At 63.6% G+C, this 23,910-nt stretch carries 22 protein-coding genes and 1 pseudogene; 10 read left to right on the top strand and 13 right to left on the bottom strand.

The window, feature by feature from the left end:
* The first annotated feature begins 393 nt into the window (after window positions 1-393).
* The 3 genes from PPGU16_RS14115 to PPGU16_RS14110 all read left to right on the top strand — a co-directional run bounded on the left by PPGU16_RS14115 (window position 394) and on the right by PPGU16_RS14110 (window position 2,650).
* Window positions 394-1,608 carry a ribonucleotide-diphosphate reductase subunit beta gene (locus PPGU16_RS14115; protein ID WP_180720523.1) on the top strand — a complete coding sequence of 405 codons (1,215 nt, stop codon included), beginning with the start codon at window positions 394-396 and terminating at the stop codon, window positions 1,606-1,608.
* Window positions 1,609-1,687: 79 nt separating this feature from the next.
* A complete protein-coding gene (locus tag PPGU16_RS42675) occupies window positions 1,688-2,014 on the top strand; it encodes a hypothetical protein (RefSeq protein ID WP_224031814.1) in 327 nt (108 codons plus the stop codon).
* A gap of 30 nt (window positions 2,015-2,044) precedes the next feature.
* A complete protein-coding gene (locus tag PPGU16_RS14110; protein WP_036003902.1) occupies window positions 2,045-2,650 on the top strand; it encodes a histone H1-like DNA-binding protein in 606 nt (201 codons plus the stop codon).
* Between the two features lie 398 nt (window positions 2,651-3,048).
* Here the strand turns inward: PPGU16_RS14110 and PPGU16_RS14105 are convergent, their stop codons facing one another.
* From PPGU16_RS14105 to PPGU16_RS14050, 13 genes and pseudogenes are all read right to left on the bottom strand, one after another.
* Window positions 3,049-4,320, bottom strand: coding sequence for an IS256 family transposase (locus tag PPGU16_RS14105; RefSeq protein ID WP_418016271.1), 1,272 nt, complete (start codon window positions 4,318-4,320; stop codon window positions 3,049-3,051).
* A gap of 535 nt (window positions 4,321-4,855) precedes the next feature.
* Window positions 4,856-5,995, bottom strand: coding sequence for an IS481 family transposase (locus PPGU16_RS14100; protein WP_180720522.1), 1,140 nt, complete (start codon window positions 5,993-5,995; stop codon window positions 4,856-4,858).
* 387 nt (window positions 5,996-6,382) lie between these two features.
* Window positions 6,383-6,871 (bottom strand): outer membrane lipoprotein, encoded by a 489-nt coding sequence (locus PPGU16_RS14095; RefSeq protein ID WP_180720521.1) that lies wholly within the window; start codon window positions 6,869-6,871, stop codon window positions 6,383-6,385.
* An 87-nt stretch (window positions 6,872-6,958) separates the two neighbouring features.
* Window positions 6,959-7,903, bottom strand: coding sequence for a carbohydrate kinase family protein (locus tag PPGU16_RS14090; protein ID WP_180720520.1), 945 nt, complete (start codon window positions 7,901-7,903; stop codon window positions 6,959-6,961).
* 109 nt (window positions 7,904-8,012) lie between these two features.
* Window positions 8,013-8,513 (bottom strand): thiol peroxidase, encoded by a 501-nt coding sequence (tpx, locus tag PPGU16_RS14085; RefSeq protein WP_007743647.1) that lies wholly within the window; start codon window positions 8,511-8,513, stop codon window positions 8,013-8,015.
* A gap of 93 nt (window positions 8,514-8,606) precedes the next feature.
* On the bottom strand, window positions 8,607-10,349 hold the full coding sequence (locus tag PPGU16_RS14080; RefSeq protein WP_345961186.1) for a DUF3426 domain-containing protein: 1,743 nt from the start codon (window positions 10,347-10,349) through the stop codon (window positions 8,607-8,609).
* Window positions 10,350-10,388: 39 nt separating this feature from the next.
* Window positions 10,389-10,454: pseudogene (locus PPGU16_RS43390) on the bottom strand (hypothetical protein); the annotation flags it as partial.
* A gap of 59 nt (window positions 10,455-10,513) precedes the next feature.
* Window positions 10,514-11,416, bottom strand: a complete 903-nt coding sequence (gene prmA, locus PPGU16_RS14075; protein ID WP_180720518.1) for a 50S ribosomal protein L11 methyltransferase — start codon at window positions 11,414-11,416, stop codon at window positions 10,514-10,516.
* A gap of 3 nt (window positions 11,417-11,419) precedes the next feature.
* Window positions 11,420-12,787 carry an acetyl-CoA carboxylase biotin carboxylase subunit gene (accC, locus tag PPGU16_RS14070; protein ID WP_036002540.1) on the bottom strand — a complete coding sequence of 456 codons (1,368 nt, stop codon included), beginning with the start codon at window positions 12,785-12,787 and terminating at the stop codon, window positions 11,420-11,422.
* Between the two features lie 123 nt (window positions 12,788-12,910).
* Window positions 12,911-13,384, bottom strand: coding sequence for an acetyl-CoA carboxylase biotin carboxyl carrier protein (gene accB / locus PPGU16_RS14065; RefSeq protein WP_180720517.1), 474 nt, complete (start codon window positions 13,382-13,384; stop codon window positions 12,911-12,913).
* 68 nt (window positions 13,385-13,452) lie between these two features.
* Entirely contained in the window at window positions 13,453-13,917 is a 465-nt protein-coding gene (aroQ, locus tag PPGU16_RS14060; RefSeq protein WP_180720516.1) for a type II 3-dehydroquinate dehydratase, read from the bottom strand.
* 194 nt (window positions 13,918-14,111) lie between these two features.
* Window positions 14,112-14,660 carry a TlpA family protein disulfide reductase gene (locus tag PPGU16_RS14055; RefSeq protein ID WP_042307944.1) on the bottom strand — a complete coding sequence of 183 codons (549 nt, stop codon included), beginning with the start codon at window positions 14,658-14,660 and terminating at the stop codon, window positions 14,112-14,114.
* 24 nt (window positions 14,661-14,684) lie between these two features.
* Complete coding sequence (locus PPGU16_RS14050; protein ID WP_180720515.1) at window positions 14,685-15,338, bottom strand: UDP-N-acetylmuramate--alanine ligase; 654 nt, start codon at window positions 15,336-15,338, stop codon at window positions 14,685-14,687.
* 258 nt (window positions 15,339-15,596) lie between these two features.
* Here PPGU16_RS14050 and mpl point away from each other — a divergent pair, with 258 nt between their 5' ends.
* The 7 genes from mpl (at window position 15,597) to PPGU16_RS14015 (ending at window position 23,892) form a co-directional block, all read left to right on the top strand.
* Entirely contained in the window at window positions 15,597-17,018 is a 1,422-nt protein-coding gene (gene mpl, locus PPGU16_RS14045; RefSeq protein WP_180720514.1) for a UDP-N-acetylmuramate:L-alanyl-gamma-D-glutamyl-meso-diaminopimelate ligase, read from the top strand.
* A complete protein-coding gene (locus PPGU16_RS14040) occupies window positions 17,015-17,623 on the top strand; it encodes a YqiA/YcfP family alpha/beta fold hydrolase (RefSeq protein WP_180720513.1) in 609 nt (202 codons plus the stop codon). The genes mpl and PPGU16_RS14040 overlap by 4 nt, the downstream gene beginning before the upstream one ends.
* Window positions 17,624-17,758: 135 nt before the next feature.
* Window positions 17,759-19,840 carry a ribonuclease catalytic domain-containing protein gene (locus PPGU16_RS14035; RefSeq protein WP_180720512.1) on the top strand — a complete coding sequence of 694 codons (2,082 nt, stop codon included), beginning with the start codon at window positions 17,759-17,761 and terminating at the stop codon, window positions 19,838-19,840.
* Window positions 19,837-20,709: a shikimate dehydrogenase gene (aroE, locus tag PPGU16_RS14030; protein WP_180720511.1), complete on the top strand. Its 873-nt coding sequence runs from the start codon at window positions 19,837-19,839 to the stop codon at window positions 20,707-20,709. The genes PPGU16_RS14035 and aroE overlap by 4 nt, the downstream gene beginning before the upstream one ends.
* Before the next feature lie 59 nt (window positions 20,710-20,768).
* Window positions 20,769-21,503: a monofunctional biosynthetic peptidoglycan transglycosylase gene (mtgA, locus tag PPGU16_RS14025; protein ID WP_180720510.1), complete on the top strand. Its 735-nt coding sequence runs from the start codon at window positions 20,769-20,771 to the stop codon at window positions 21,501-21,503.
* Between the two features lie 389 nt (window positions 21,504-21,892).
* Window positions 21,893-22,846, top strand: a complete 954-nt coding sequence (locus PPGU16_RS14020) for an IclR family transcriptional regulator (RefSeq protein ID WP_180720509.1) — start codon at window positions 21,893-21,895, stop codon at window positions 22,844-22,846.
* Entirely contained in the window at window positions 22,843-23,892 is a 1,050-nt protein-coding gene (locus PPGU16_RS14015; protein WP_180720508.1) for a 2-dehydro-3-deoxygalactonokinase, read from the top strand. Before PPGU16_RS14020 ends, PPGU16_RS14015 begins: the two co-directional genes overlap by 4 nt.
* Window positions 23,893-23,910: the final 18 nt, after the last annotated feature.

Below are 23,910 nucleotides of genomic sequence, written 5' to 3'. Positions count from 1 at the left end.
AACATCACGTGCTACACCTCATCGACACGTGCGAGAAAACCCTGAACGGCGCACGCATGATGAAGTCAACGAGCGAGCGACAAGGTGCCGACGCATCGCGCGCCCAACACGCTTCGCACGACACGCGCAACGCAAGCGAAGCAGCAACGTTTCGAGTTCGGAACAACGCAGAAGCAACGCATACGCATCACTGAAGCAACGCGCTTTCGATCGTGCATCGTGCTTCATCGACACACGTTTCGATCGAATCGCAACGAGTGACCTTCACATACCAATGAACAAAGTGTTGTATGTAGGTCGCAACGCGATTCGAAAACAGGATTTTTCATGAGCGGACCCTTTTAACGCTCGTGAAAAGATGGTACAAACCGATCTAAATTGATGGTGACATTTATGCTCAACTGGGATGACGAGATCACTGCCGTAACTCCCTCGAGTGCTTCGCAACAAAACGTGTTGCGCAACGCTGCGGGAACGGCCGTCGGTTCGCAAGTCGAAACGCGTTCCGCTCATCAAGCTCCCTCGGCTCAAAACATCTTCGCGAACGACTTCGCAGTCGCTCCGCCGGTTCAACCGGCAGTCGCTTCCGAAGCGCGCGTGAATGTCGCCGACAAACGCATCATCAACGGCCAGACTGACGTCAATCAGCTCGTGCCGTTCAAATACAAGTGGGCGTGGGAGAAATACCTCTCCGGTTGCGCGAACCACTGGATGCCGCAAGAAATCAACATGTCGCGCGACATCGCTCTCTGGAAAGACCCGAACGGGCTGACAGAAGACGAGCGCCGCATCGTCAAGCGCAACCTCGGTTTCTTCGTGACGGCCGACTCGCTTGCCGCGAACAACATCGTCCTCGGCACGTACCGCCACATCACGGCGCCCGAATGCCGCCAGTTCCTGCTGCGCCAGGCGTTCGAAGAGGCGATCCACACGCACGCATACCAGTACATCGTCGAGTCGCTCGGTCTCGACGAGGGCGAAATCTTCAACGCGTATCACGAAGTCGAGTCGATTCGCGCCAAAGACGAATTCCTGATTCCGTTCATCCACACGCTGACCGACCCGGCCTTCAAGACGGGTACGCTCGAGGCAGACCAGAAGCTGCTCAAGTCGCTGATCGTGTTCGCGTGCGTGATGGAAGGGCTGTTCTTCTACGTCGGCTTCACGCAAATCCTGGCGCTCGGCCGCCAGAACAAGATGACGGGCGCGGCGGAACAGTACCAATACATCCTGCGTGACGAGTCGATGCACTGCAACTTCGGCATCGACCTGATCAACCAGATCAAACTCGAAAACCCGCATCTCTGGACGGCTGAGTTCCGCGCGGAAATCCGCGAAATCTTCAAAGCTGCGGTCGACCTCGAATATCGCTACGCAGAAGACACGATGCCGCGCGGGGTGCTCGGCCTCAATGCGTCGATGTTCAAGAGCTATCTGCGCTTCATCTGCAACCGCCGTTGCCAGCAGATCGGTCTCGATCCGCTGTTCCCGAACGAGGAAAACCCGTTCCCGTGGATGAGCGAGATGATCGACCTGAAGAAGGAGCGCAACTTCTTCGAGACTCGGGTTATCGAATATCAGACCGGTGGCGCGCTGTCCTGGGAATAACCCAACGCGTCGCATATGTATTTGATGGGGTTGCCGCTGGCTGTGCCGCGGCAAGTTTGGTGAGGAGCATGACCGCCTGATGCAGAGCGTGCCCGGTGTGCCGTGGATTACCACGGCCTATAAAGATCACAGGCACTTTGCGAACCCTTCAGTGGGATGGGCAAACTTCCCCCCGGAAAAAGCCGTTCGCCATAAAGCGAGCGGCTCGATCAAACGATTCGCGGCGTCGAGATTGGGCGCCGACTGGACTTGGCGCGCTGTGCCCGAAGGCACGGCGCGCCTTACCGTATTCATTAGCGTAAGCGCGCTGGAGCTGCGTACGCCGATGAATAGCCCGCTTCGCAGTGGCCGCCGTGAGAAGCGTCCGCGGGAAGCGGGTTTTGACGAAGGGTGTAGTTTGAACTGACTCTCATCTGAAAACCTGAAGGAGAAAATGATGGCACTCGCCAAGAAGAAACCGGCAGCCAAGAAGGCTGCAGCGAAGAAGGTCGTTGCGAAGAAGGCTGCTCCGGCTAAGAAGGCAGCGGTGAAGAAGGTTGCCGTGAAGAAGGTCGCTGCGAAGAAGGTCGCCGTGAAGAAGGTTGCTGCGAAGAAGGCAGCACCGGCGAAGAAGGCAGCTGCGAAGAAGGTCGCAACGAAGAAGGTTGCAGCGAAGAAAGTCGCCGTGAAGAAGGTTGCTGCGAAGAAGGCAGCACCGGCGAAGAAGGCTGCAGCGAAGAAGGTTGCAGCGAAGAAAGTCGCCGTGAAGAAGGTTGCTGCGAAGAAGGCAGCGCCGGCGAAGAAGGCTGCAGCGAAGAAGGCCGCTGCGAAGAAGGCGCCTGCGAAAAAGGCTGCCGCCAAAAAGGCTGCGCCTGCGAAGAAGGCTGCCGCGAAGAAGGCCGCTGCGCCTGCGAAGAAGGCTGCCCCTGCGAAGAAGGCTGTTGCGAAGAAGGCAGCACCTGCTCCGGCTGCGCCCGCTGCTTCGACGGCGCCGGCTGCTACGGTGAAGACGGCTCTGAACCCGGCTGCAGCATGGCCGTTCCCGACGGGCAGCCGTCCGTAAGAAGTGACGCACGTGAGTGCGTCGGTTGATTGAGTGGCGGTTGTCGCTCGATCAGCGTTGATCCCGTCGCCGGGTGACTGGTGGCGGGATTTTTTGCTTTTTGGTATTGGGTTTTTGGTTTTGCTGCGCAAGCAGGGTGGTTGGCTTGTGGTTGCGTTGGCGTTCGCGGTTTGTCTTTTGCGCTGGCATCCGCGTGATGTTATCGGTTCGCGAGTGTTGCCCCTGTGCGGGGCGGCACCTACTTTTCTTTGCCGCCGCAAAGAAAAGTAGGCAAAAGAAAGCGGCTCACACCGCCAGTTCTTGTGTTTGCCTGAGGGCCCCCAAAGGCTCTTACACTTCACACGGCAACGCGCCAGAGCCTGTCCGCATTTTTGTGGGCGAGGCGGTTAAAGGAATCGTTAGCCGCGCGCCTGCGTGAATCGATCGCCAAACAGAATAGCAAACTGGTTCATGGCTGACTTCCAGTCGAAGGCTGAGCGCACGTTTTTGGCCAGGACGTTGCGCAATGCCAGCCAGAGTAGCTTGATGGCAGCATCGTCATTGGGGAAGTGACCGCGGGTCTTGATGATCTTGCGTAACTGCATGTTCAGACTCTCAATGGCGTTCGTGGTGTACACGACCCGTCGGATCTCGGGTGGAAACACGAAGAACGGCGTGACGTGCTCCCATGCGCGCTGCCAGGACTGCACGATGCTCGGGTATTTCGCGCCCCATGGCCCATCAGCGAAGGCTTGCAGAGCCTGCTTCGCGGCCTCTTCGCTGGCCGCTGCGTAGATCGGACGCAGCGCCTGGGCGACGGCCTTGCGGTCCTTCCAGCCCGCGTATTCCAGGCTGTTGCGGATCAGATGCACGATGCAGGTTTGCACCGCCGTCTTCGGATAAGCCGCGCCGATCGCGTCGGTCAGCCCCTTCAGGCCGTCAACGACCGCAATCAGGATGTCCTGGCAGCCGCGGGTCTTGAGTTCGTTGAACACCTTGAGCCAGAACTTCGCGCCCTCGGTCTGCTCGATCCACAGGCCCAGCACATCGCGCTGGCCGTCCGCCTGAATGCCCAGAGCCAGATACACCGCCTTGTTGCTGACCACACCGTCATCGCGGATCTTGACCCGCAACGCGTCGAAGAAGACCACCGGGTACATCGTCTCGAGCGGACGGTTCTGCCAGGCCAGCGTTTCGGCCATCACCTCGTCGGTGACCGAACTGATGAAATCGGGCGACACCTCGGTGCCGTAGCTCTCGGCCAGAAAGGCCTGGATCTCACGCACGCTCATGCCACGCGCGTACATCGCGATGATGCGCTCGTCAAAGCCGGTGAAGCGGCGTTCGTGTTTGGGGATCAGGATCGGCTCGAAGCTGCCGTCGCGGTCGCGCGGCAACTCGACCCGGACGACGCCACGATCGGTGATGACCGTCTTGCGGCTGGCGCCGTTGCGCTCGTTGGCCTGGCCAGCGGGTTTGGATTCGCCCGGCGGATACCCCAGATGCAGATTCATCTCCGCACCCATCGCGCGTTCGATAATCGCCTTGTTAAACGCCAGCATCAGATCCTGCACCTCGCCTGGCGTCATCGGCCCTTTGACCAGTTCGTCCAGCAGTGCCTTGGGCAGTTCAGGCAGCGGCCCTCGGGCCGCTGCCTGAGACGCCACCGTGCGTTTCTTCTTCATTGGCATATCCATGACTTTTACCTCTCATGATATGCCTCGCCCACAAAATGACGGATAGGCCCACGCGCCAGTCCGCGCCCGTTGCCAACGTTCTCCCTGTACGCCTCACCCGCTTCATGCCCCCGCGTCGCGGCACGCCGTGCCAGACAGTCCTCTGCCGTCCAGGTGGCAAACGGTGTTTAGGCTTTCGCGCCATACGCGCATCACTCCGGGCTGGGTAGCAAGGCTGGTGTTTCTGGTAGGAGCACTGACCTGTGCGGTGCGACAACCTACACACCGTTTGCCACCTGAGCGGCAATAACCATTCGTTGCCGCTGGCCCTTGTGCGGGTGTCTGGAGCCGGTGAGGCGTCCATTCAAAGCGTTCGCAACGAGCACCGGCCAGGGTAATGCCGCATGAAGAATGGGGACGTTGGGGAGCCCTGGATAAGAACACGTGCTGGCGGTGTGAGCCGCTTTCTTTTGCCTACTTTTCTTTGCGGCGGTGTACAGACTGGAGACATGGTTGACACATGTACAGAGACATCGCTGACACATGATGGTCAGGGTTTTACTGTCTTCAGGTCAAGTTTTGCGACTCGCTGATGGGCGAACCAGATCTCGATCACCCCGTCGTCTTCTTCGCTCGGGCGGGCTGCCACCTGCAGCCCCTTGAGCGCAATCGAGAGCTTCACTTTCTCGCCTCGCACGCGCACCACGCCGCTTGCATTGACCTGTAGCACTTCATCGCCGCAACCGTATTCGGGCTCGGGCAGCCGCTCCGGCATCCTGCGCAGGCTGCACGCGTAGCGGGTGACCGGCACCGCCATGTCCAGTGCCTCATGCGGACGCTCGGTGTTGTACACCTGCCGCCAGCGATCCAGTACCTGCTGCACGTGCGCGTGCGTGGTGAACGTGTGCCGCTCCAGCACTTCGGCCTTCAGCGAGCGGTGAAACCGTTCATCCTTGCCATTGGTCTGCGGGTGATACGGGCGGCTGTAGCTCACCTGGATGCCCAGCCGGATCAGCCAGACCGCGAGCTCGGTGAGCTGCCCCGGCGCACTGGGCGAGCCCCACGGCGCGCCGTTGTCGGTGTTGATGCGCGATGGCAGTCCGTAGCAGCGAAACGCCCGCTCAAGCTCTGCCTGCACGATCCCGGTGGTGGTGCGCGCGCAGGCGCTCAGCACGATGTTGTAGCGCGAGTGGTCATCGATGACCGTCAGCGGCGCGCAGCGCCCGCTCTCCAGGGTCGGGAAGTCGCCCTTGAAGTCCATCTGCCACAACGAGTTCGGATGCTCGTGCTCGAAGCGTTGCCAGTGCTGGCGCTGGCGGGACGCCTGTTCATCAATGAGCCCGTGGCGTCGCAGGATCTCGGTGATGGTGGCGGGCGCGGGAACCTCAATCTGGCCCAGATCGCGCAGGCGCCGTGCGATCTTGCGTCCGCCCCAGCCATGCTGGCGGCGCAGGTCCAGCACCAGTGCCTCGATGTGCTCCGGTGAGCGTGTGGGGCTGTGATGCGGGCGCCGGGAGCGGTCGGCCAGCCCCTTGCTACCCTCAGACTTGTGGCGGGCGAGCCACTTGTAGCCGGTCTGGCGGGTGATCTTGAATTTACGGCATAGCTCGCTGAACGGGACCGCCTGTGTGGCGGCCTCGCAGACGAAATCTTCGCGACGATTCATGGTGTCTTTTACATCCCAGGGCATGGTTGGAATCCGGGCGTTTGATTACCCGAAAGTGTCAGTCATGTCCCTGTACACCTGTCAGCGATGTCTCCAGTCTGTACACGGCGGCAAAGAAAAGTAGGTGCCGCCCCGCACAGGGGCGACGCTTGAAGCACGAAGGCAAATCGCGGATGCCAGCGCAGAAGCAAAGCACGTGTGCTACTACCGCAAAGGCAAACCTCGCAAAACCACTGCCTCGCGCGCGAGCACCCCAAACCCACAAACCCGATCAACAAACAGACAAAATCAACCACAACGAAGGGGCCCGCCGCCCCAGAAGGCAAAAAAAAACGCATGCACAGGGGAGCACATGCGTGTGAGGTTGCCGTCACAGCGCTTCCACGCCGCCGGCAGGGAAACCAGAAAAGCTCAATGCGTAACGCGAGTCACACCACCACTCGACAGCAACCGAACCCTCTCGCCAGCGCGAAAAATCTCACCCGTGGCGCTTTGCGTAATGGCGCGCATATCGCCATTGTCGAGCCGCACGGTAATCTCGACGCCATCTCGCATCGCCGTGCTGTTCTCGATCGTATTACCCGCGACAGCGCCCGCCAGGCCGCCAACGATACCCGTCAGGATCGACCCGCGCCCGCCGCCTATCGCACTGCCCGCCACCGCGCCAAGCGCGCCGCCACCAATCGCCCCAATGCCACTAGGCTGGCCATTGTTCGAGCTGATCTTCACCGCCCGCACGCTGTCGACGACGCCCATGCGCACCGTCTCTTCGCGCTGCGCCTGCGACGACGTATACACATCAGCGGAACTGCTGTTGTACGCACAGCCCGTCATGGCGAGCGAACTCGCGATCACCGCGCCCAGTACCAGGTGACTCAACATACGACTCGTTGTTTTCATTCCCTTGACTCCAAACAGGCTCGTTTCGAGCCCCTCAAACCCGAGCGGTCAGGCGCGGCGTATGCGCAGCGGGCTCACCCGACTACATCAGGCGCCCTGCGGCAGTTCGTAACCGAATGCCTGCTTGAACCGTTCGTTGATCTCCGTGCGCGAAGGCGCATAGTTCTGCGGCCCTTGATGCTCGATCTTGAGCGCGCCCATCAGGCTCGCGAGACGGCCGGTGGTCGCCCAACCCAGACCCTTCTCGATGCCGTACAGCAGGCCACCCCGGAACGCATCGCCGCAACCCGTGGGGTCCAGTACCTGCTTTGCCTTGACGGCCGGAATCTCTTCGATGCCGTCTGCATGGTGAATCTGCGCCCCGTGCTCGCCGCGCGTCACGATCAGCGCATCGACGTGGCTCGCAATCTCTTCGATCGACCAGCCCGTCTTGTTGCTCACCAGCGCAGCTTCGTAATCATTGACTGCGACGTAGGTGGCAAGTTCAATCATGCGGCGCAGCGACGCGCCGTCGAAGAGGGGCAGCCCTTGGCCCGGATCGAAGATGAACGGAATGCCCGCCGCTGCGAACTGTTCGGAGTGCTGGATCATGCCGTCGAAGCCGTCCGGCGCGACGATCCCGAGCTTCACGCCAGGCTGGTCCGCGCGGTTCAGATGCGACTGCATCATCGCGCCCGGGTGGAATGCCGTGATCTGATTGTTCTCGAGGTCGGTCGTGATCATCGCCTGCGCCGAGTACGTGTCGGGCAGCACGCGCACGTGCTCTTTCGACAGGCCGAGCGTGTCGAGACGGTCGATGTACACCTGCGCATCGACGGCGCCGAGCGTCGCCATGATGCGCGCGTCACCGCCGAGCAGATGCAGCGAGTAGGCGATATTTCCCGCGCAGCCGCCAAACTCGCGGCGCATCGTCGGCACCAGGAAGCTGACGTTCAGGATGTGGACCTGCTCCGGCAGGATGTGCTCCCGAAAGCGCCCTTCGAAGGTCATGATGTTGTCGTAGGCGAGCGAGCCGCAAATCAGCGTAGCCAAGGCGAGCGTTCCTATAAGTGTCGGTCGGATGGAAAAAGGGTGCGACGATGTGACAGCGCCGCGCCCGGAGTGAAACGGGCGCGGCGCTGTGTCGACGCAAGTATGAAGCTTACTTCAGCGCGGCGAGCGCTGCGTCGTAGTTCGGCTCGTTCTTGATTTCGCTGACGAGTTCGGCGTGGACGACCTTGTCGTTTTCGTCGACGACCACCACGGCGCGCGCCGTCAGGCCCGTCAGCGGACCGCTCGTCACGTCGACGCCGTACGCCTGCGCGAACTCATGGCCGCGGAAGGTCGACGCCGTCACGACGTTTTCGATGCCTTCCGTCGTGCAGAAGCGCGAAGCCGCGAACGGCAGATCGCCCGACACGACGATCACAGCCGTGTTGCTCAGCTTGGCGGCGGCTTCGTTGAACTTGCGCGTGGAGGTGGCGCAGGTCGGCGTGTCGAGGCTCGGGACGATGTTCAGCACCTTGCGCTTGCCCGCGAAATCGGCGAGCGTCAGCGGCTTGAGATCCTTGCCGACCAGCGAGAAGGCGGGGGCGGCCTGGCCCACGGACGGGAACGTGCCAGCGACTTCGATCGGGTTGCCACCCAGCGTGACTTGACTCATGTTGTGCTCCGAAGATTCGTCAGGGATTGACGGGATGCGCGCCCGGTTCTCGCCGGGCCCGCGGATAACCTGCGCGCGCCGCAGATCGGTCCGTTACGGATAGAAGATCTGCACGCGGAAATTCGAGGCGACGGCGTCGCCGGTGTCGAGGCGCACGATCATCGTCTGCGTCGTGCGGGCGGGCAGGCCCGCCGCGATCGGCGTGCCGGGTTTCACATAGTCTTGCGGCCACAGCACGCGCCGCACGGCGATGTTGTTGTTCTCGTCGAGCAGCGTCAGTTCGACGGCGGGATACGCGAGCGCGAGATCGAAGCGGTTGCGCAGCGGCATCTTCAGTTCGAGCTTGTGCGGACCGTCGACCTGCCGCAGATCCGACGGCTCGACCAGCAAACCGTCGATATCGCGCGGCGGCTCGACCTTGCATCCGAGATGCGAGCAGGCTTTCACGAACAGCGGCTGCGTATCGGGCCACGCGACCATCACGGTTTCGCGCTGCCACCAGGCAAGCTGCACGAGCAGCAGAAAGCCAAGCAGACCCGCCGCGACACCGCCCAGAATATGCCACACGATGCGGCTCGACTCGGCCTGGCGCGGTTCGCGCGTGACGGCGAATGCGTCGTCTCCGCTTTCGGGTGTAGCGGCGAAAGGGGTGCCGTAGGGTTCGCGCGCGGCTGCGCCGAAGCGCGGCTCGAGATCGGGTTCCGCCGACGGCGCGCCGAAGTAGGGTTCGCGTTCCCGTTCGCGGTGCTGTTCTGCATGGCCGGCATGCTCGGCGGACGGGATGACAGTGCGCTCTTCGTCTTCGAACACGGGCTTGGCGCGCTCGTCCCGACGCGATTCGTGCAACGCGTCGTCGAATGCGTCGTGCAGCGGCGCTTCCGGCTCACGCTTCGTTTCGTTCGCGGTCTGATCGAGGCGCGCCTCGGCAGGCTCGCGAAGAGACTCGGGCACGTGCCACGCGTGCGACGGCTCGTGGACGGCAGGCTCGGCTTCGTGTGCGGGCGTTGCGCCGGAGACCGGTTCCGCTTTCTGAGCCGCTTGTTCGAATCTGGGCTCAGCTTGCGCCTCGACAGCCGGCTCGACGTTTGCCGCAGCTTGCGCGGCGACGGGCGCTTCCGGTTTCGCTTCGACAGGCGCTTCGCTGTGCGGCTCGGGTCCGACCGGCTCGCGCGCGATTGCCTTGTCGAGCTGCAACGGTTGCGATTCGGTGAGTTCGAGCGTGAGCGGCGGTTGCGCGGAACGCGGGATCGTGACCGGATTGAACGGAATAGTCGACGCGTTGTGGCGGATGCGCCGATCGATCGATGCGTCGGGCGCGGGCGCCCACGGGTTCCACGCCTCGGCGCGGAAGTCAGCCTTATCCGCCGACGATGCGGGTTGAGTTTCGCCTGCAGGGAACGATGGTTCGACACGCGCCGACCCGGCTTCCGCGGACGGCTCCGCTACGGGCGAAGCCTGGACGGCAGCTTCGTGTCGCGCTTCGACATCGACGTCCGGCGGCGCGACTTGCGCAGCGGTGTGCTCGGCGTGTTGTTCGGCGGACGCCGATTCCGTGTGTGCAGTTTCACTGCTGCCGACATGCGGCTCAGCCAGGCGCGCGTCGGACGCTTCTGCCGGCTGCGGCGTGACTGCTTCTTCCGCGTGCGTCACAACGGGCATCGCGACGGGCGCGGGCGGTACATCGACAGCAGGCGTTGCTTCCTGCGCTGGCGCCATGCCGCCATTGGCGAGTGTTTCGAGCGTATGCGCCGTCACGTCGTCGATTGTGACGTGCTTCGCCTTGTCGACGCTCACGCCGTCGCTCACGTCGAACAGGCTGCTCGACGCATCGAACACTTCTTTGCAGTGACCACAACGCACGAGTCCGCGGCGCAGCGTGAGCTGCTCCGGCTGGAGCCTGAAAACGGTTTCGCAGAAGGGACAGCGTGTCGCTAGAAGCATATTGAGCCGATAGACCGGTTAGCCGTTAAGGGGCCGGAAGCAAACAAATATGCGTTATTCTAATTGCTTTCGCGTCGCGTACCCGCAAGGCATACCCAACCTTCGTGTTCGCGCCACACTGCAATGTCGATCCACTGCTGATAGACACGCGCTACTTCATCCGCCTGTCGCGCGAGAATGCCTGACAGCGCAATGCGTCCACCCGGCTTCACCCTCGACGACAGCATCGACGCCATCAGCTTCAGCGGGTTCGACAGAATATTCGCGACGACGATATCGAACTCCCCCGCGGGGCAATCGTCGGGCAGACCATACGTGACTTCGGCGCGATTACGCTCGCTATTGTGGCGCGCGGATTCGACCGCTTGCGGATCGATGTCGATGCCGATCACGGGATTCGCGCCGCATTTCTTCGCGAGTATCGCAAGGATGCCCGAACCACAACCGTAGTCGAGCACGGATTGGTCCTGCTTCACGTTCTGCTCGAGCCATTCCATGCACAGACGCGTGGTCGGATGGCTGCCCGTGCCGAACGCGAGGCCGGGATCGAGTTCCAGCACGAGCGCAGTCGGATCGGGCGCGTCGTGCCATGACGGCACGACCCAGATACGCTCGCCAATCGGAATCGGATCGAACTGGGATTGCGTGAGGCGCACCCAGTCCTGTTCTTCGACCTCGCGCACGCTGAACGACGGCGCATCGGCGAGGGCGAGTTCATTTGCGGCGGCCGCCAGCAGCACGGCCGGCTCCTGTTCCGGCGCCAGCAACGCGATCACGCGCGAATGCGTCCACGCGGTGCGGTCCGGCGTGAGACCGGGTTCGCCGAACAGCGGCTGCTCGTCGGGCGTGTCGGCATCCGCGTCTTCGACGGACACCGACAGCGCGCCCAGTTCGAGCAACGCATCCGACAACGCTTCCGCGTGCTCGCGCGCCAGTTCGACGACCAGTTCCCGGTAGCTCATTGCTTACGCTTCTTCCGGTGCGGCTTGCAGCTTCGCGGCCAGCCGGTTTTCGAGGTAATGGATGCTCGTGCCGCCCTCGACGAACTTCGCGTCGAGCATCAGCTCACGATGCAGCGGAATGTTGGTCTGAATGCCTTCGACCACCATTTCCGACAGCGCGATGCGCATCCGCTTGATCGCCTGTTCGCGCGTCGCGCCGTAAGCGATCAGCTTGCCGATCATCGAATCATAGTTCGGCGGGACGAAATAGCCGTTGTATGCATGCGAATCGACGCGAATACCGGGGCCGCCCGGCATATGCCACGACGTAAGACGACCCGGCGACGGCGTGAACTTGAACGGATCTTCCGCGTTGATACGGCATTCGATCGCATGTCCGCGGAACTGGATGTCGCGCTGGCGGATGGCGAGTTTTTCGCCTGCCGCGATGCGGATCTGTTCCTGAACGATGTCGATGCCCGTGATCAGTTCGGTGACCGGGTGTTCGACCTGCACGCGCGTGTTCATTTCGATGAAATAGAACTCGCCGTTTTCATACAGGAACTCGAACGTACCCGCGCCGAGATAGCCCATCTTCTTGCACGCGTCCGCGCAGCGGTCGCCGATACGCTCGATCAGACGGCGCGCGATGCCCGGCGCCGGCGCCTCTTCGATCACCTTCTGGTGACGGCGCTGCATCGAGCAGTCGCGCTCGCCCAGCCACAGTGCGTTCTTGAACGAGTCGGCCAGCACCTGAATTTCGATGTGCCGCGGGTTCTCCAGGTATTTCTCCATGTAGACCTGCGGATTGCCGAACGCGCGGCCTGCTTCTTCGCGCGTCATGTTGACGGCGTTCACGAGTGCGGCTTCCGTGTGCACGACGCGCATGCCGCGGCCACCGCCGCCGCCCGCTGCCTTGATGATCACCGGATAGCCGACCGCGCGCGCAATCTTCACGATCTCCTTCGGATCTTCCGGCAACGCGCCTTCAGAACCGGGCACGCACGGCACGCCCGTTTTGATCATCGTCTGCTTCGCGGTGACCTTGTCGCCCATCATGCGGATCGTGTCCGGGCGCGGGCCGATGAACACGAAGCCCGATTGCTCGACGCGCTCGGCGAAGTCGGCGTTTTCGGACAGGAAGCCGTAGCCGGGGTGGATCGCTTCCGCGTCCGTGACTTCCGCCGCGCTGATCAGCGCAGGCATGTTCAGGTACGAGAGGTTCGACGGCGCCGGTCCGATACAGACCGCCTCGTCGGCGAGCTTCACGTACTTGGCTTCCTTGTCGGCTTCGGAATAGACGACGACCGTCTTGACGCCGAGTTCGCGGCACGCGCGCTGGATACGGAGCGCGATTTCACCACGATTGGCAATGAGGATTTTTTCAAACATAGCGGATATTCGACTCATCAATGGGCACCGCGGGCCGGTTCGGACGGGCGGCTGCCTCTGAGGATCGGTGGCGCGCCCGAAGAAGGCGGGCGCGCGGATGGCGAACGGCTACAGCGCGCCGCGTCAGCCGATCACGAAGAGCGGCTGGCCGTATTCGACTGCCTGGCCGTTCTCGACGAGGATTTCCTTGATGACGCCAGCCGCGTCCGATTCGATCTCGTTCAGCAACTTCATCGCTTCGATGATGCAGATGGTCTGGCCTTCCTTCACCGTGTCGCCGACCTGCACGAACGGATCGGCGCCGGGCGACGGAGCGCGGTAGAACGTGCCGACCATCGGCGACGTCACGACATGGCCTTGCGGCGCTGCGGCGGCGGGCGTCGCCGGCGCGCCGACGGCGGGTGCTTCACCGCCGTGTGCAGCGGGCGCCATGCCCGGCGCGGCGTATTGCGGCGCGTAGTTGCCAGGCTGCTGGACGTAAACCGGCGGCGCGTTCTTGACGATGCGCACCTTGCCTTCGCCCTCGGTCACTTCGAGTTCGGAAATGCCGGACTCGGAGACGAGGTCGATCAGAGTCTTCAGTTTACGTAGATCCATGGGCTTTCCCCTTCAATGCGTGAAGCGCCGGCGGTTTGCCGCCAGCGCCGAATTCGTGTTTTGGGTTGTCAGTCGCGCGACGATCCGGCCGTCCCAACGGCCAACCGGTCGAGCACATATTCGAGTGCGTACAGATAGCCCTTCCAGCCGAGGCCGCAAATGACGCCCTCTGCCTGGTCGGAGAAATACGAGTGATGCCTGAACGGTTCCCGACGATGCACGTTCGACAGATGAATCTCGACGAACGGGATGCCGACGCCCGCCAGTGCGTCCCGGATCGCCACGCTGGTATGCGTGTACGCAGCGGGATTGATCACGATGAAATCGGTCTTCTCGGTCCGAGCGGCCTGAATGCGATCGACCAGCGCGCCTTCGTGATTGCCCTGGAAGGTGGCCAGTTCGACACCGGCGTCCGCTGCGCGGTCCGCCAGCGCCTGATCGATCTGCGGGAGCGTGACGCGGCCATAGACCTCAGGTTCCCGGGTACCGAGAAGGTTGAGGTTGGGGCCGTGCAGAACCAGCAGTCGCGTCATGGTCGGTTCGTTTTCCGTGGAATTGGCCGCACTTTAGCGCTGATTAGAGAAATTTGTCTAGTTTCTCGAACGCGTGGCGTGTCTCGCGGCCTTACCGGGATAGCAGCAACTCGACGAACTTCTGACATCTTATTGTGAATATCGCCCAATCTGAGGCAAAAAGTTCTCAACTAAATGTCAAAAAGTTGTCGAAATCAGAGCGCGTCGAGCGTGCGTTTCAACTCGTCCGGCTTGATCTGGCCGAGTTTTGTCGACCGTACGACGCCTTTCGCGTCAATTACGACCGTGTACGGCAAACCGCCTGCGTTGTTGCCGAACGCGCGCGCGAGGTCCGCGCCGCCGAACCCGGCGACATAGATCGGATAGTTGACGGGCACTTTCTGCAGGAAAGCCTTGATGTTTTTGTCGGAATCGACGCCCAGGCCGACGAACTCGATGCCCTTTTTCGAGTATTCCTTGTGCAGCGCCGACAGGGACGGCATTTCCTCGACGCACGGCCCGCACCACGACGCCCAGAAGTTGATCACGACCGGGTGTCCCTTGAAACCGGCGAGCGACTGCGGCGCGCCGTCGGCATTGGTCACTTTCGCGGCCCACAACTGATTGACGGCGTTGTTGCTGTCGGCGGGCGCCGCATTCGCGACACCCGCGAGGTCGTTGTTGCCGAGCAGCCAGTGGCCTGCCACCGCGCCGCCCGCTGTCGCGACGACAGCCACCGCCGCGATTGCCAGAATCCGCTTCATATAGAGAGTGTGTCTGTTAAGAGTTCAGTTCGTGGGACGCGCGGCGTCGCTTTCGTCGATCAGCGCCTGGACGGCGCGGACGTCGGCGCGCGCGAATCGTCCGCGCGCGTCGGCGCGTACTGCGCCGCGCAGGTCGTCGGTGCTGTAGAGCGCGAGGTGAATGCCCACGGGCTCAGTGTCACGCCCTTCATTCGCCGGACGCCACAGAAAGCTCAATGTTTCGACGTAGCCACGACCCGCAAAGTGCCGCGTTTCGGAAACGTCGTACTGCACATTCGCGTTTAACAGATAAATGGCAACTTCCTTCGGGTCGTCGCAGAAGGCTTGCAGATGGACATCGGAATGTTCGCCCGCCGTCCCACCCAATACCGCGCCCGTCAGATAAGGATTGAACGGCGCGAGCCGCTGCATCCAGTCCAGCGCGACTTCGCGCAGCCGACGCAAGACGGCCGGCTGACTGTCGCCCTGGAACAGCGACTGATATTCGCGGATTTCTTCCTCGATCTGGTCGTTATCCGGCAGCCATTCGCCGGCGACGCGCGTCTCCCCGACCACCTGCCGCGCAGCTTTGCGCTTCGCAGTCGAGTAGTCGAGCCCGTCCTCGGCGATCATCCGCGCAGCCGCGATGGCGATTTCCTCGCGCACGCGCTGCGGATCGAAATGTGATTTGCGAACCATCCGCCAATCATACTAGAGAAAGCCCGAGGGTCTTTTTACGCCGCCGTCGCCTCGGCGGGCCTCAGGCGGCTATCTGGCGGCTATCTGACGGGTCTGCGGCGGGTTTCCGGCCGCCGCGAAACATCGGCGGGAAAAGCACGCCCGATCAAGATCGGGCGGGCCTGTCGGTTACAATAGGCGTCCTTCGCGCGAGGGCTTTCCGGTCCCCGGCGCATGTCCACTTTCCACGCAAAACACGCCTTGCGGCGCGACAGCTTTATGCACATTCACATCCTCGGCATCTGCGGTACGTTCATGGGTGGTCTCGCGGTTCTCGCGCGCAACGCCGGTCACACGGTGACGGGCTGCGACGCCGGCGTCTACCCGCCAATGAGCACGCAGCTCGAGGCGCAAGGCATCAGGTTGATCGAAGGCTGGGGTGTCGAGCAGCTCGACCTGAAGCCGGACCTGTTCGTGGTCGGCAACGTCGTGACGCGCGGCAATCCGCTGATGGAAGAAATCCTCAACCGCAGCCTGCCGTACACGTCCGGCCCGCAATGGCTCGGCGACCACGTGCTGAACGGCAAGTGGGTGCTGGCCGTGGCGGGCACGCACGGCAAGACCACGACGACCTCGATGCTGACGTGGCTGCTGGAAGACGCCGGCATGAACCCCGGCTTTCTGATCGGCGGCGTGCCGCTGAACTTCGGCGTGTCGGCCCGCCTGACGGATTCGAGCTTCTTCGTGATCGAAGCTGACGAATACGACACGGCGTTCTTCGACAAGCGCTCGAAGTTTGTCCACTATCGGCCGCGTACCGCGGTCCTGAACAACCTCGAATTCGATCACGCGGACATCTTCGCCGATCTCGCCGCGATCGAAACGCAATTTCATCACCTCGTGCGCACGGTGCCGGGCATTGGCCGCGTCATTTCGAACGGTCGGGAAGACGCGCTGGACCGCGTGCTCACGCGCGGCTGCTGGAGCGAAGTGGAGCGGTTCGGCGTCGACGGCGGCTGGCAGGCGTTGCCCGCTGAAGACGGCGTCGCCATCGACGAGCGCTTCGCCGTCTATCACAACGGCGAGCGCGTCGGCGTGGTCGACTGGCAGGTGCAGGGCGAGCACAACCGCATGAACGCGATCGCCGCGATTGCGGCCGCGCGCCACATCGGCGTGCCGCCAGCGCAGGCCGCGAAGTCGCTGTCGACCTTCCGTAACGTGAAGCGGCGCATGGAAGTGCGCGGCAGCGTCGACGGCGTGACTGTCTATGACGATTTCGCGCATCACCCCACCGCCATCCAGACGACGGTCGCCGGTTTGCGCACGCGCATCGGCCGCGACGAGAACGGCAAGCGCGCGCGCATTCTCGCCGTGCTCGAGCCGCGCTCGAACACGATGAAGCTCGGCGTGATGAAGGCGCAATTGCCGGCGAGCCTCGTCGACGCCGATCTGGTATTCGGCTATGGCGCGCCCACGGGCAAAGACGCGCTCGGCTGGAATCTGGCCGAAGCGCTCGCGCCGATGGGCGACAAGGCGCAAGCCTTCAACGACATCGACACGCTCGTCAAATCCGTGGTCGCGGCCGCGCGCCCGGGCGATCAGGTGCTCGTGATGAGCAATGGCGGCTTTGGCGGCGTGCACCAGAAACTGCTCGACGCGCTGTCGGCGCGTCCGACGGCGCAGGCGCGGGGCGTCGCGTGATCCTCTATCTGCACGGCTTCCGCTCGTCGCCGAATTCGTTCAAGGCGCGCGTGATGGCCGAGCGTCTTGCGGCGCTTGGCCGCAGCGCCGAATGGTGCTGTCCGATGCTGCCCGTGTCGCCGCTGGACACCGTGGCGCTCGTCGAAGAACGGGTCGCGGCGGCGAAGCCGGCGCAGGTGACGGTGATCGGCAGCTCGCTGGGCGGCTATTTCGCGACGCATCTCGCCGAAAAGCACGGCTGGCGCGCCGTGCTGCTGAATCCCGCGGTCGTACCGCAGCGCGATCTTAGCCACTATCTCGGCGAGCAGCCGCTGTGGCATGGCGGCGGCAGCATCGTGGTCGAGCCGCATCATCTTGATGAGTTGCGTGCGCTAGGCGTCGCGCGAATCACCCGCCCTGAACGCTATTATCTGTTTGCCGCCACCGGCGACGAAGTGCTCGATTACCGCGAAATGCTCGCGCATTATCCCGGTGTGCAGACCAGACTGATCGAAGGCAGCGACCACGCGATCAGCGAGTTTCCCGACTATGTCGACGACGTGCTCGCGTTTTGCGATGCCGCCGACGCCGACACTGAGCCGCCCGCACCGCGCGAGGCGGCATGATCCGATGATCCGCATACGCCGCGCACGCTGACGGTTGAGGCACGCGCGTTGCGGAACACCACACCGAACACGACGCCGACGCGCGAAGCAACCGCACTGCGCGCCGGCCGACGCAAGCCAGAACGAGAGTATTGAGTGAACGTTTTCTTCGAGGAATCGGGTAGTTTCAAGGCCGGCAGCGTGATGTCGCGTCAAGGCGACGCGTTTCAGGTCGAGCTGCCGGGCGGACGCCGCGCGAAAGTTCGCGCAAAAGACGTGCTGATGGAATTCGAAAAGCCGTCGGCGGGCGAACTGATGGAACAGGCCGATGCTGCCGCACAGGAGATCGATCTGGACTTCCTGTGGGAATGCGCGCCGGAAGACGAATTTCCGTTTGCCACGCTCGGCGCCGAATACTTCGGCGAGTCGTTCGGACCCGTCGAGCGTGCCGCGCTGATTTTGCGCATGCACGGCTCGCCCATCTATTTCCGCCGCAAGGGGCGCGGCCAGTATCAGCGCGCGCCGGAAGAGCAACTGAAGATGGCGCTCGCTTCGCTGGAGCGCAAGCGCCAGCAGGCGCTCGTGCAGCAGGGCTACGAAGAAGAACTGAAGGCGGGCCGTCTGCCGGACGGCTTCCAGAGCAAGGCGCTCGGCCTGTTGACGAAGCCCGACAAGAATTCGATCGAATATAAGGCGCTCGAAGCGGCAGCGGCGGCGCGCGGTATTTCGATGGCGCGTCTGATGCTCGAATGCGGCGGCATTCCGTCGGCGCGCGCGCTGCACGAGGCGCGCTTCCTGTCGGAATTCTTCCCGCACGGCACGGGTTTTCCGCCCGTGACGGTCGGCGCGCTGCCGGACGATCTGCCGCAAGCCGACGTCGAAGCGTTCTCGATCGACGACGTGACCACGACGGAAATCGACGACGCGTTCTCCGTCGAGCATCTGTCCGATGGGCGCGTGCGGATCGGCATTCACATCGCGGCGCCGGCGCTGGGCATCGAACGCGGCGACGCTGTCGATGCCATCGCGCGTGGCCGTCTGTCGACCGTCTACATGCCGGGCGACAAGATCACGATGCTGCCCGATTCCGTCGTGGAGAAATTCACGCTGGCCGAGGGCGGTTTGCGTCCGGCGCTGTCGCTGTACAGCATCGTGAACCGCGAGACGCAGGAAATCGTGGTGAGCGAAACGCGGGCCGAACTCGTCTACGTGAAGAACAATCTGCGCCACAACACGCTCGACGAACTCGTCACTGAAGAAGCGCTCGCCAACGGCACGGGCGACTATCCGCACAAGGAAGACATCGCGGTACTGTGGCCGTTTGCACAGGCGCTCTTCGAGAAGCGCCAGCTTGCGCGCGCCGGTTTCGGCCTCAAGCGCGAAGTGCAGCGCAATACGGACTTCAACTTTTACGTCGAAGGCGAGCACGTGTCGATCACGCCGCGCCGCCGCGGTTCGCCGCTCGACACCATCGTCGCCGAACTGGCGATTCTCGCGAATTCGACGTGGGGCGCATTCCTGCACGATCACGGCGTGCCCGGCATCTATCGGTCGCAGCGCGCGTTCGGCGCGCCGACGGGACCGAAGCGCACCCGCATGCAGACGACGGCCGCACCGCATGAAGGTCTCGGCGTGTCGCAGTACGCGTGGAGCACGTCGCCGCTGCGCCGCTATGTCGACCTCGTCAACCAGTGGCAGCTGATTGCGTGCGTGCAGCACGGCGTGACGGCCAAGCTCGCCGCGCCGTTCAAGCCGAAGGACGCCGACCTGTTCGCCGTCGTGCAAGGCTTCGACGACACCTACACCGCGTACGCCGATCATCAGCGTCGCATGGAGTATTTCTGGTGTCTGCGCTGGCTCACGCAGGAAGGCAAGAAACAGGTGGTCGCTTCCGTCGTGAAGGGCGATCTCGTGCGGCTCGAAGAGGTGCCGCTGTTGCTGCACGTGCCGGGTCTCGGCGTGCATGCGCGCGGCACGCGGCTGATGCTCGAAGTGATGTCGGTGGATGAACTGACGGTCGAGGCATCGGTGCGGCCGTTGCACGTACTCGACGCGCCGACCGTGACGAGCGGCGCGGAAGAAGAGGAAGAGACCGAAGAAGAAATCATCGACGCCGCCGACGAATCCGCCGAAAGCGAAGCCGAAGCGCAAGCCGAAGCCGATACGGCCGCAGCGGAAGGCGAGCAGCCCGCCGACTCGAACGATTCAACGCAACACGCGACGGAGCAGGGCCAATGACGACCGACACGACCACCCAGCGCGACCGCTACGCGGTGATCGGCAATCCGATCGCGCACAGCAAGTCGCCGCTCATCCATGCGCGCTTTGCCGAGCAGACGGGCGAACCCGTCGAATATGGCCGCCTGCTCGCGCCCGTCGATCAGTTCGTGTCGCACGTGCGTGCCTTCATCGCCGAAGGTGGGCGCGGCATGAACGTCACCGTGCCGTTCAAGCTCGACGCGCACGCGTTTGCGACCACGCTGTCGCCGCGCGCGGCCGCGGCGGGCGCGGTGAATACGTTGCGCTTCGAGAAGGACGGCGGCGTCTACGGCGACAACACGGATGGCTTCGGCCTCGTGCGCGATATCGAAGTGAACCTGGGCGTGTCGCTGAAAGGCGCGCGCGTGCTGCTGCTCGGCGCGGGCGGCGCGGCGCGCGGCGTCGTGCTGCCGATGCTCGAGCGCAAGCCGCAATCGCTCACCATCGTGAATCGCACGGCATCGAAGGCCGAGGCGCTGGTTGCACAATTCGCCGGCGCGGCCAGCGACGCCGCATGCCGTCTGACGGGCGGCAGTGCGCAAGCGATCGAAACAGGCGCCTACGACGTGATCGTCAACGCGACGGCGAGCAGCCTCGATGCGTCGTTGCCCGAGTGCGACGACGGCGCGTTCGGCGCGGGCACGCTCGCGTACGACATGATGTACGGCGCGCAGCCGACCGTTTTCATGCAGCACGCCAGCCAGCTCGGCGCGCGCGCGGCGGACGGCCTCGGCATGCTGGTCGAGCAGGCGGCGGAATCGTTCTTCGTGTGGCGCGGCGTGCGCCCCGACGGCGCGCCCGTGCTCGCCGCGCTGCGCGAGATGCTGCGCGCGCCGCAAAGCGCGTGAGCGGCTGAGCCGATCAACGCAAGCGACGCGCCTCCAGATTCCACGACATGGCGACGACAATGACGAAGACGAGGCGCGCGAAGGGGCAGCGGGCCGGCGCGAGTCCCGCACGCTGGGTGCTGTATGCCGGCGCGGTGTTCGTCGTCGCGTGGGTCGCCACGCAGCTTTTCTATTTCGCGCAGATCGCCGTGTGGAACACCGTGAATCCGCAATCGACGGCCTTCATGCGTTCCGATGCCTGGCGTCTTTCTCAAGAGCGTCCCGATCTGTCGCTCCAGCATACGTGGGTGCCCTACGATCAGATCTCGCGCAATCTGAAGCGCGCGATCATCGCTTCGGAAGATGCGAACTTCGCCAGTAACAACGGCTACGAGACGGACGCGATTCTGCAGGCATGGGAGAAGAACAAGGCGCGCGGCAAGATCGTCGCGGGCGGCTCCACGATCACGCAGCAGCTGGCGCGCAATCTGTTCTTGTCGCGTGAAAAGAGCTATATCCGCAAGGGCCAGGAACTGATCATCACGTGGATGCTCGAGACGCTGATGGACAAGGAGCGCATCTTCGAGATCTATCTGAATTCGGTCGAATGGGGCAATGGCGTGTATGGCGCGGAAGCGGCGGCGCGTTATTACTTCAAGACATCGGCCGCGAAGCTGACGGCCGGGCAATCTGCGCGGCTCGCAGTCATGCTGCCGAGACCGAAATACTTCGACGAGCATCGTACTTCCAGCTATCTCACGCAACGCGCGCGGGTGATCGCGCGCCGGATGGGCGCGGCGGAACTGCCGGACTGAGTTCCGCACACCGAATGGCCACAAAAACGGCGGATCCCGTAACGGGACCCGCCGTTTTGCTTTCTGCTTGGGCACACGCCATCCGATTTCACGTAATTCCCAAAATATGGACGTCACGTTCATATGTTGGTGAATCTCAAAAAAGCGCCCTACAATCCGGTTCAACGAGCCGACACCGGCCAGAAACACCGCCTCGTCGCCAGCGCAAAACCGCGCGGTGCGCGCAGCGGGACGAAAATCGGAGACACCACGCCATGCCTTCCAGCACCTTGCTGCACAGCTCGCTCGCGCCAAACCGCGCGAATCACGCTCAGCTTCGAACCACGCCCGACGCGCACCGTCACGCCGGCATTTCGCGGTAACTCACCTTTTGTCTGTTGCCAGTCGCCATGAACAAAGCGATGACCTCTCACGTCGAGTCCGAAGCGCCCGAGGCGCTTGAAGTCGAAACCGTGCGCAAGCCCGCCGCGCGTCCCGCCAACGGCGCGGTCGTGCCGACGCCGCCTGCCGACACGATCGGCCTGCCGAGCACGCTGCTCGACATCACGCCGCAGCAAGCCGGCACGCAGACGCTGCTGCGCGGCCTCGCGATTCTCGAAGCCGCCGCCGCGGGCGTGCGCGATCTGCGCACCTTCGGCGCCGCGCTCGGCACGACGCGCAGCACCACGCACCGGCTCGTCAGCAGCCTCGTGCAGGCGCGCTATCTGCGCCAGGTGCAGGGCGGCTACCTGCTCGGTCCGAAGCTGATCGAACTCGGCACGATCGCGCTCGAGCAGATGCCGCTCACGACCGTCGCGCGTCCGCATCTGGCGTCGCTCGCCGAACTGACGCACGACACGATCCATCTCGGCGTGCGCGACGGCGACGACGTGCTGTACATCGACAAGATTCCCGGCACGCGCGGCCTCGAAATGCGCTCGCGCGTCGGCCACCGGATGCCGCTCGCATCGACGGGTATCGGCAAGGCGATGATGCTCGACCTCGGTCCCGACCAGTGGCAGTCGCTGTTCGACGCGTCGCGCCGCGCGCTGGCCGGCGTCAGTTTCAAGCCCGACAACCGCCCGGACCAGCAGACCTTCATGCAGCGCATGACGAACTACTCGGCGGGCGGCTTCACGTTCGACCTCGAGGAAAACGAAGCGTCGATCCGCTGCGTGGCCGCGCCCGTGCGCGACGCGTCGGGTTCGATCGTCGCGGCGCTGTCGGTCGCGAGCACGATTCCGTACATGTCGCTCGAACGCATGGACGAGCTGATTCCCGTCGTGCAGCGCGAGGCGCGCGCGATTTCGGAAGAACTGGGCTGGCGTGTTCCGCAACCGACTACCCGCAGGATCAAACGATGACTCAGACGGGCTCGACCCTGTCCACGGAACAAGCCCAGCCGGCGCAGACGGCGGCAGCAGCGGGTCATGCCGCGCTGATCGCGCTCGACTGGGGCACGACGTCGCTGCGTGCGTATCTGTACGACGCTAACGGCGCCGTGCTGGAAACGCGCGCGTCGACGGCGGGCATCATGAATTTGCCGCGCCCGGCGGCGGAAGGCGGCTTCGACGCGGCGTTCGATGCCGTCGTCGGCGCCTGGCTGGACCGCACGCCTGAGCTGCCCGTGATCGCTGCCGGCATGGTCGGCAGCGCGCAAGGCTGGAAGGAAGCGCCGTACGTGAATGCGCCCGCCAGCGCCGATGCGCTCGTCGACGGCATCGTGCGCGTGCAGACGGCGCGCGGCGTGACGCTGAATATCGTCCCCGGCGTGCTGCAGAACGGCGAACTGCCGAACGTGATGCGCGGCGAGGAAACGCAGATTTTCGGCGCGCTGGCCTGCGCGGAACCGTCGGCGGCGGGCAAGGGCCTGCTGATCGGCCTGCCCGGCACGCACGCGAAATGGGTGATGGTGCGCGACGCGAAGATCGAGCGCTTCGACACGTTCATGACGGGTGAAGTCTTCGCGGCGCTTTCCGAGCACACCATTCTCGGCCGCACGATGCTCACGCCCGACCAGCCCGACACCGAGGCCTTCCTGCGCGGCGTGCGCGTCGCGCGCGACAAGGGCAAGGCCGGCGTGCTCGCAACGATATTCAGCACGCGCACGCTGGGCCTGACGGGCCAGCTTGCGCGCGAGCAACAACCCGATTACCTGTCCGGCCTGCTGATCGGCCACGAACTGAGCGGCCTCGAAGCAGCACTCGCGCAACAGCAATCGACGCTCGCCGGCAGCGCGCTGCAACTGATCGGCAACGAGGCGCTCTGCGAACGCTACCGGCTCGCGCTCGCGCAATTCGGCTGTCATCAGGCGGACCTCGTGAAGCAGGCGACCGAGCGCGGCTTGTGGCGCATCGCGGCGCAAGCGGGTCTCGTCAGCGAGGCGTCGGGCGCCGCGCAGGCGACCTGAAGCGCGGCCTGAACCCGA

The sequence above is a fragment of the Paraburkholderia largidicola genome (assembly GCF_013426895.1).
In the GTDB taxonomy this organism is placed as follows: Bacteria; Pseudomonadota; Gammaproteobacteria; order Burkholderiales; family Burkholderiaceae; genus Paraburkholderia; species Paraburkholderia largidicola.
The sequence above is the reverse complement of the archived record's forward strand: the minus strand, read 5'-3'. Positions and strand labels throughout refer to the sequence as shown.

Bases quoted from the DNA above. Each gene is read 5' to 3' on its own strand.
- PPGU16_RS14115 (WP_180720523.1), top strand. From the start codon at position 394: ATGCTCAACTGGGATGACGAGATCACTGCCGTAACTCCCTCGAGTGCT.
- PPGU16_RS42675 (WP_224031814.1), top strand. From the start codon at position 1,688: ATGCAGAGCGTGCCCGGTGTGCCGTGGATTACCACGGCCTATAAAGAT.
- PPGU16_RS14110 (WP_036003902.1), top strand. From the start codon at position 2,045: ATGGCACTCGCCAAGAAGAAACCGGCAGCCAAGAAGGCTGCAGCGAAG.
- PPGU16_RS14105 (WP_418016271.1), bottom strand. From the start codon at position 4,320: ATGCCAATGAAGAAGAAACGCACGGTGGCGTCTCAGGCAGCGGCCCGA.
- PPGU16_RS14100 (WP_180720522.1), bottom strand. From the start codon at position 5,995: ATGCCCTGGGATGTAAAAGACACCATGAATCGTCGCGAAGATTTCGTC.
- PPGU16_RS14095 (WP_180720521.1), bottom strand. From the start codon at position 6,871: ATGAAAACAACGAGTCGTATGTTGAGTCACCTGGTACTGGGCGCGGTG.
- tpx (WP_007743647.1), bottom strand. From the start codon at position 8,513: ATGAGTCAAGTCACGCTGGGTGGCAACCCGATCGAAGTCGCTGGCACG.
- prmA (WP_180720518.1), bottom strand. From the start codon at position 11,416: ATGAGCTACCGGGAACTGGTCGTCGAACTGGCGCGCGAGCACGCGGAA.
- accC (WP_036002540.1), bottom strand. From the start codon at position 12,787: ATGTTTGAAAAAATCCTCATTGCCAATCGTGGTGAAATCGCGCTCCGT.
- accB (WP_180720517.1), bottom strand. From the start codon at position 13,384: ATGGATCTACGTAAACTGAAGACTCTGATCGACCTCGTCTCCGAGTCC.
- aroQ (WP_180720516.1), bottom strand. From the start codon at position 13,917: ATGACGCGACTGCTGGTTCTGCACGGCCCCAACCTCAACCTTCTCGGT.
- PPGU16_RS14055 (WP_042307944.1), bottom strand. From the start codon at position 14,660: ATGAAGCGGATTCTGGCAATCGCGGCGGTGGCTGTCGTCGCGACAGCG.
- PPGU16_RS14050 (WP_180720515.1), bottom strand. From the start codon at position 15,338: ATGGTTCGCAAATCACATTTCGATCCGCAGCGCGTGCGCGAGGAAATC.
- mpl (WP_180720514.1), top strand. From the start codon at position 15,597: ATGCACATTCACATCCTCGGCATCTGCGGTACGTTCATGGGTGGTCTC.
- aroE (WP_180720511.1), top strand. From the start codon at position 19,837: ATGACGACCGACACGACCACCCAGCGCGACCGCTACGCGGTGATCGGC.
- mtgA (WP_180720510.1), top strand. From the start codon at position 20,769: ATGACGAAGACGAGGCGCGCGAAGGGGCAGCGGGCCGGCGCGAGTCCC.
- PPGU16_RS14020 (WP_180720509.1), top strand. From the start codon at position 21,893: ATGAACAAAGCGATGACCTCTCACGTCGAGTCCGAAGCGCCCGAGGCG.
- PPGU16_RS14015 (WP_180720508.1), top strand. From the start codon at position 22,843: ATGACTCAGACGGGCTCGACCCTGTCCACGGAACAAGCCCAGCCGGCG.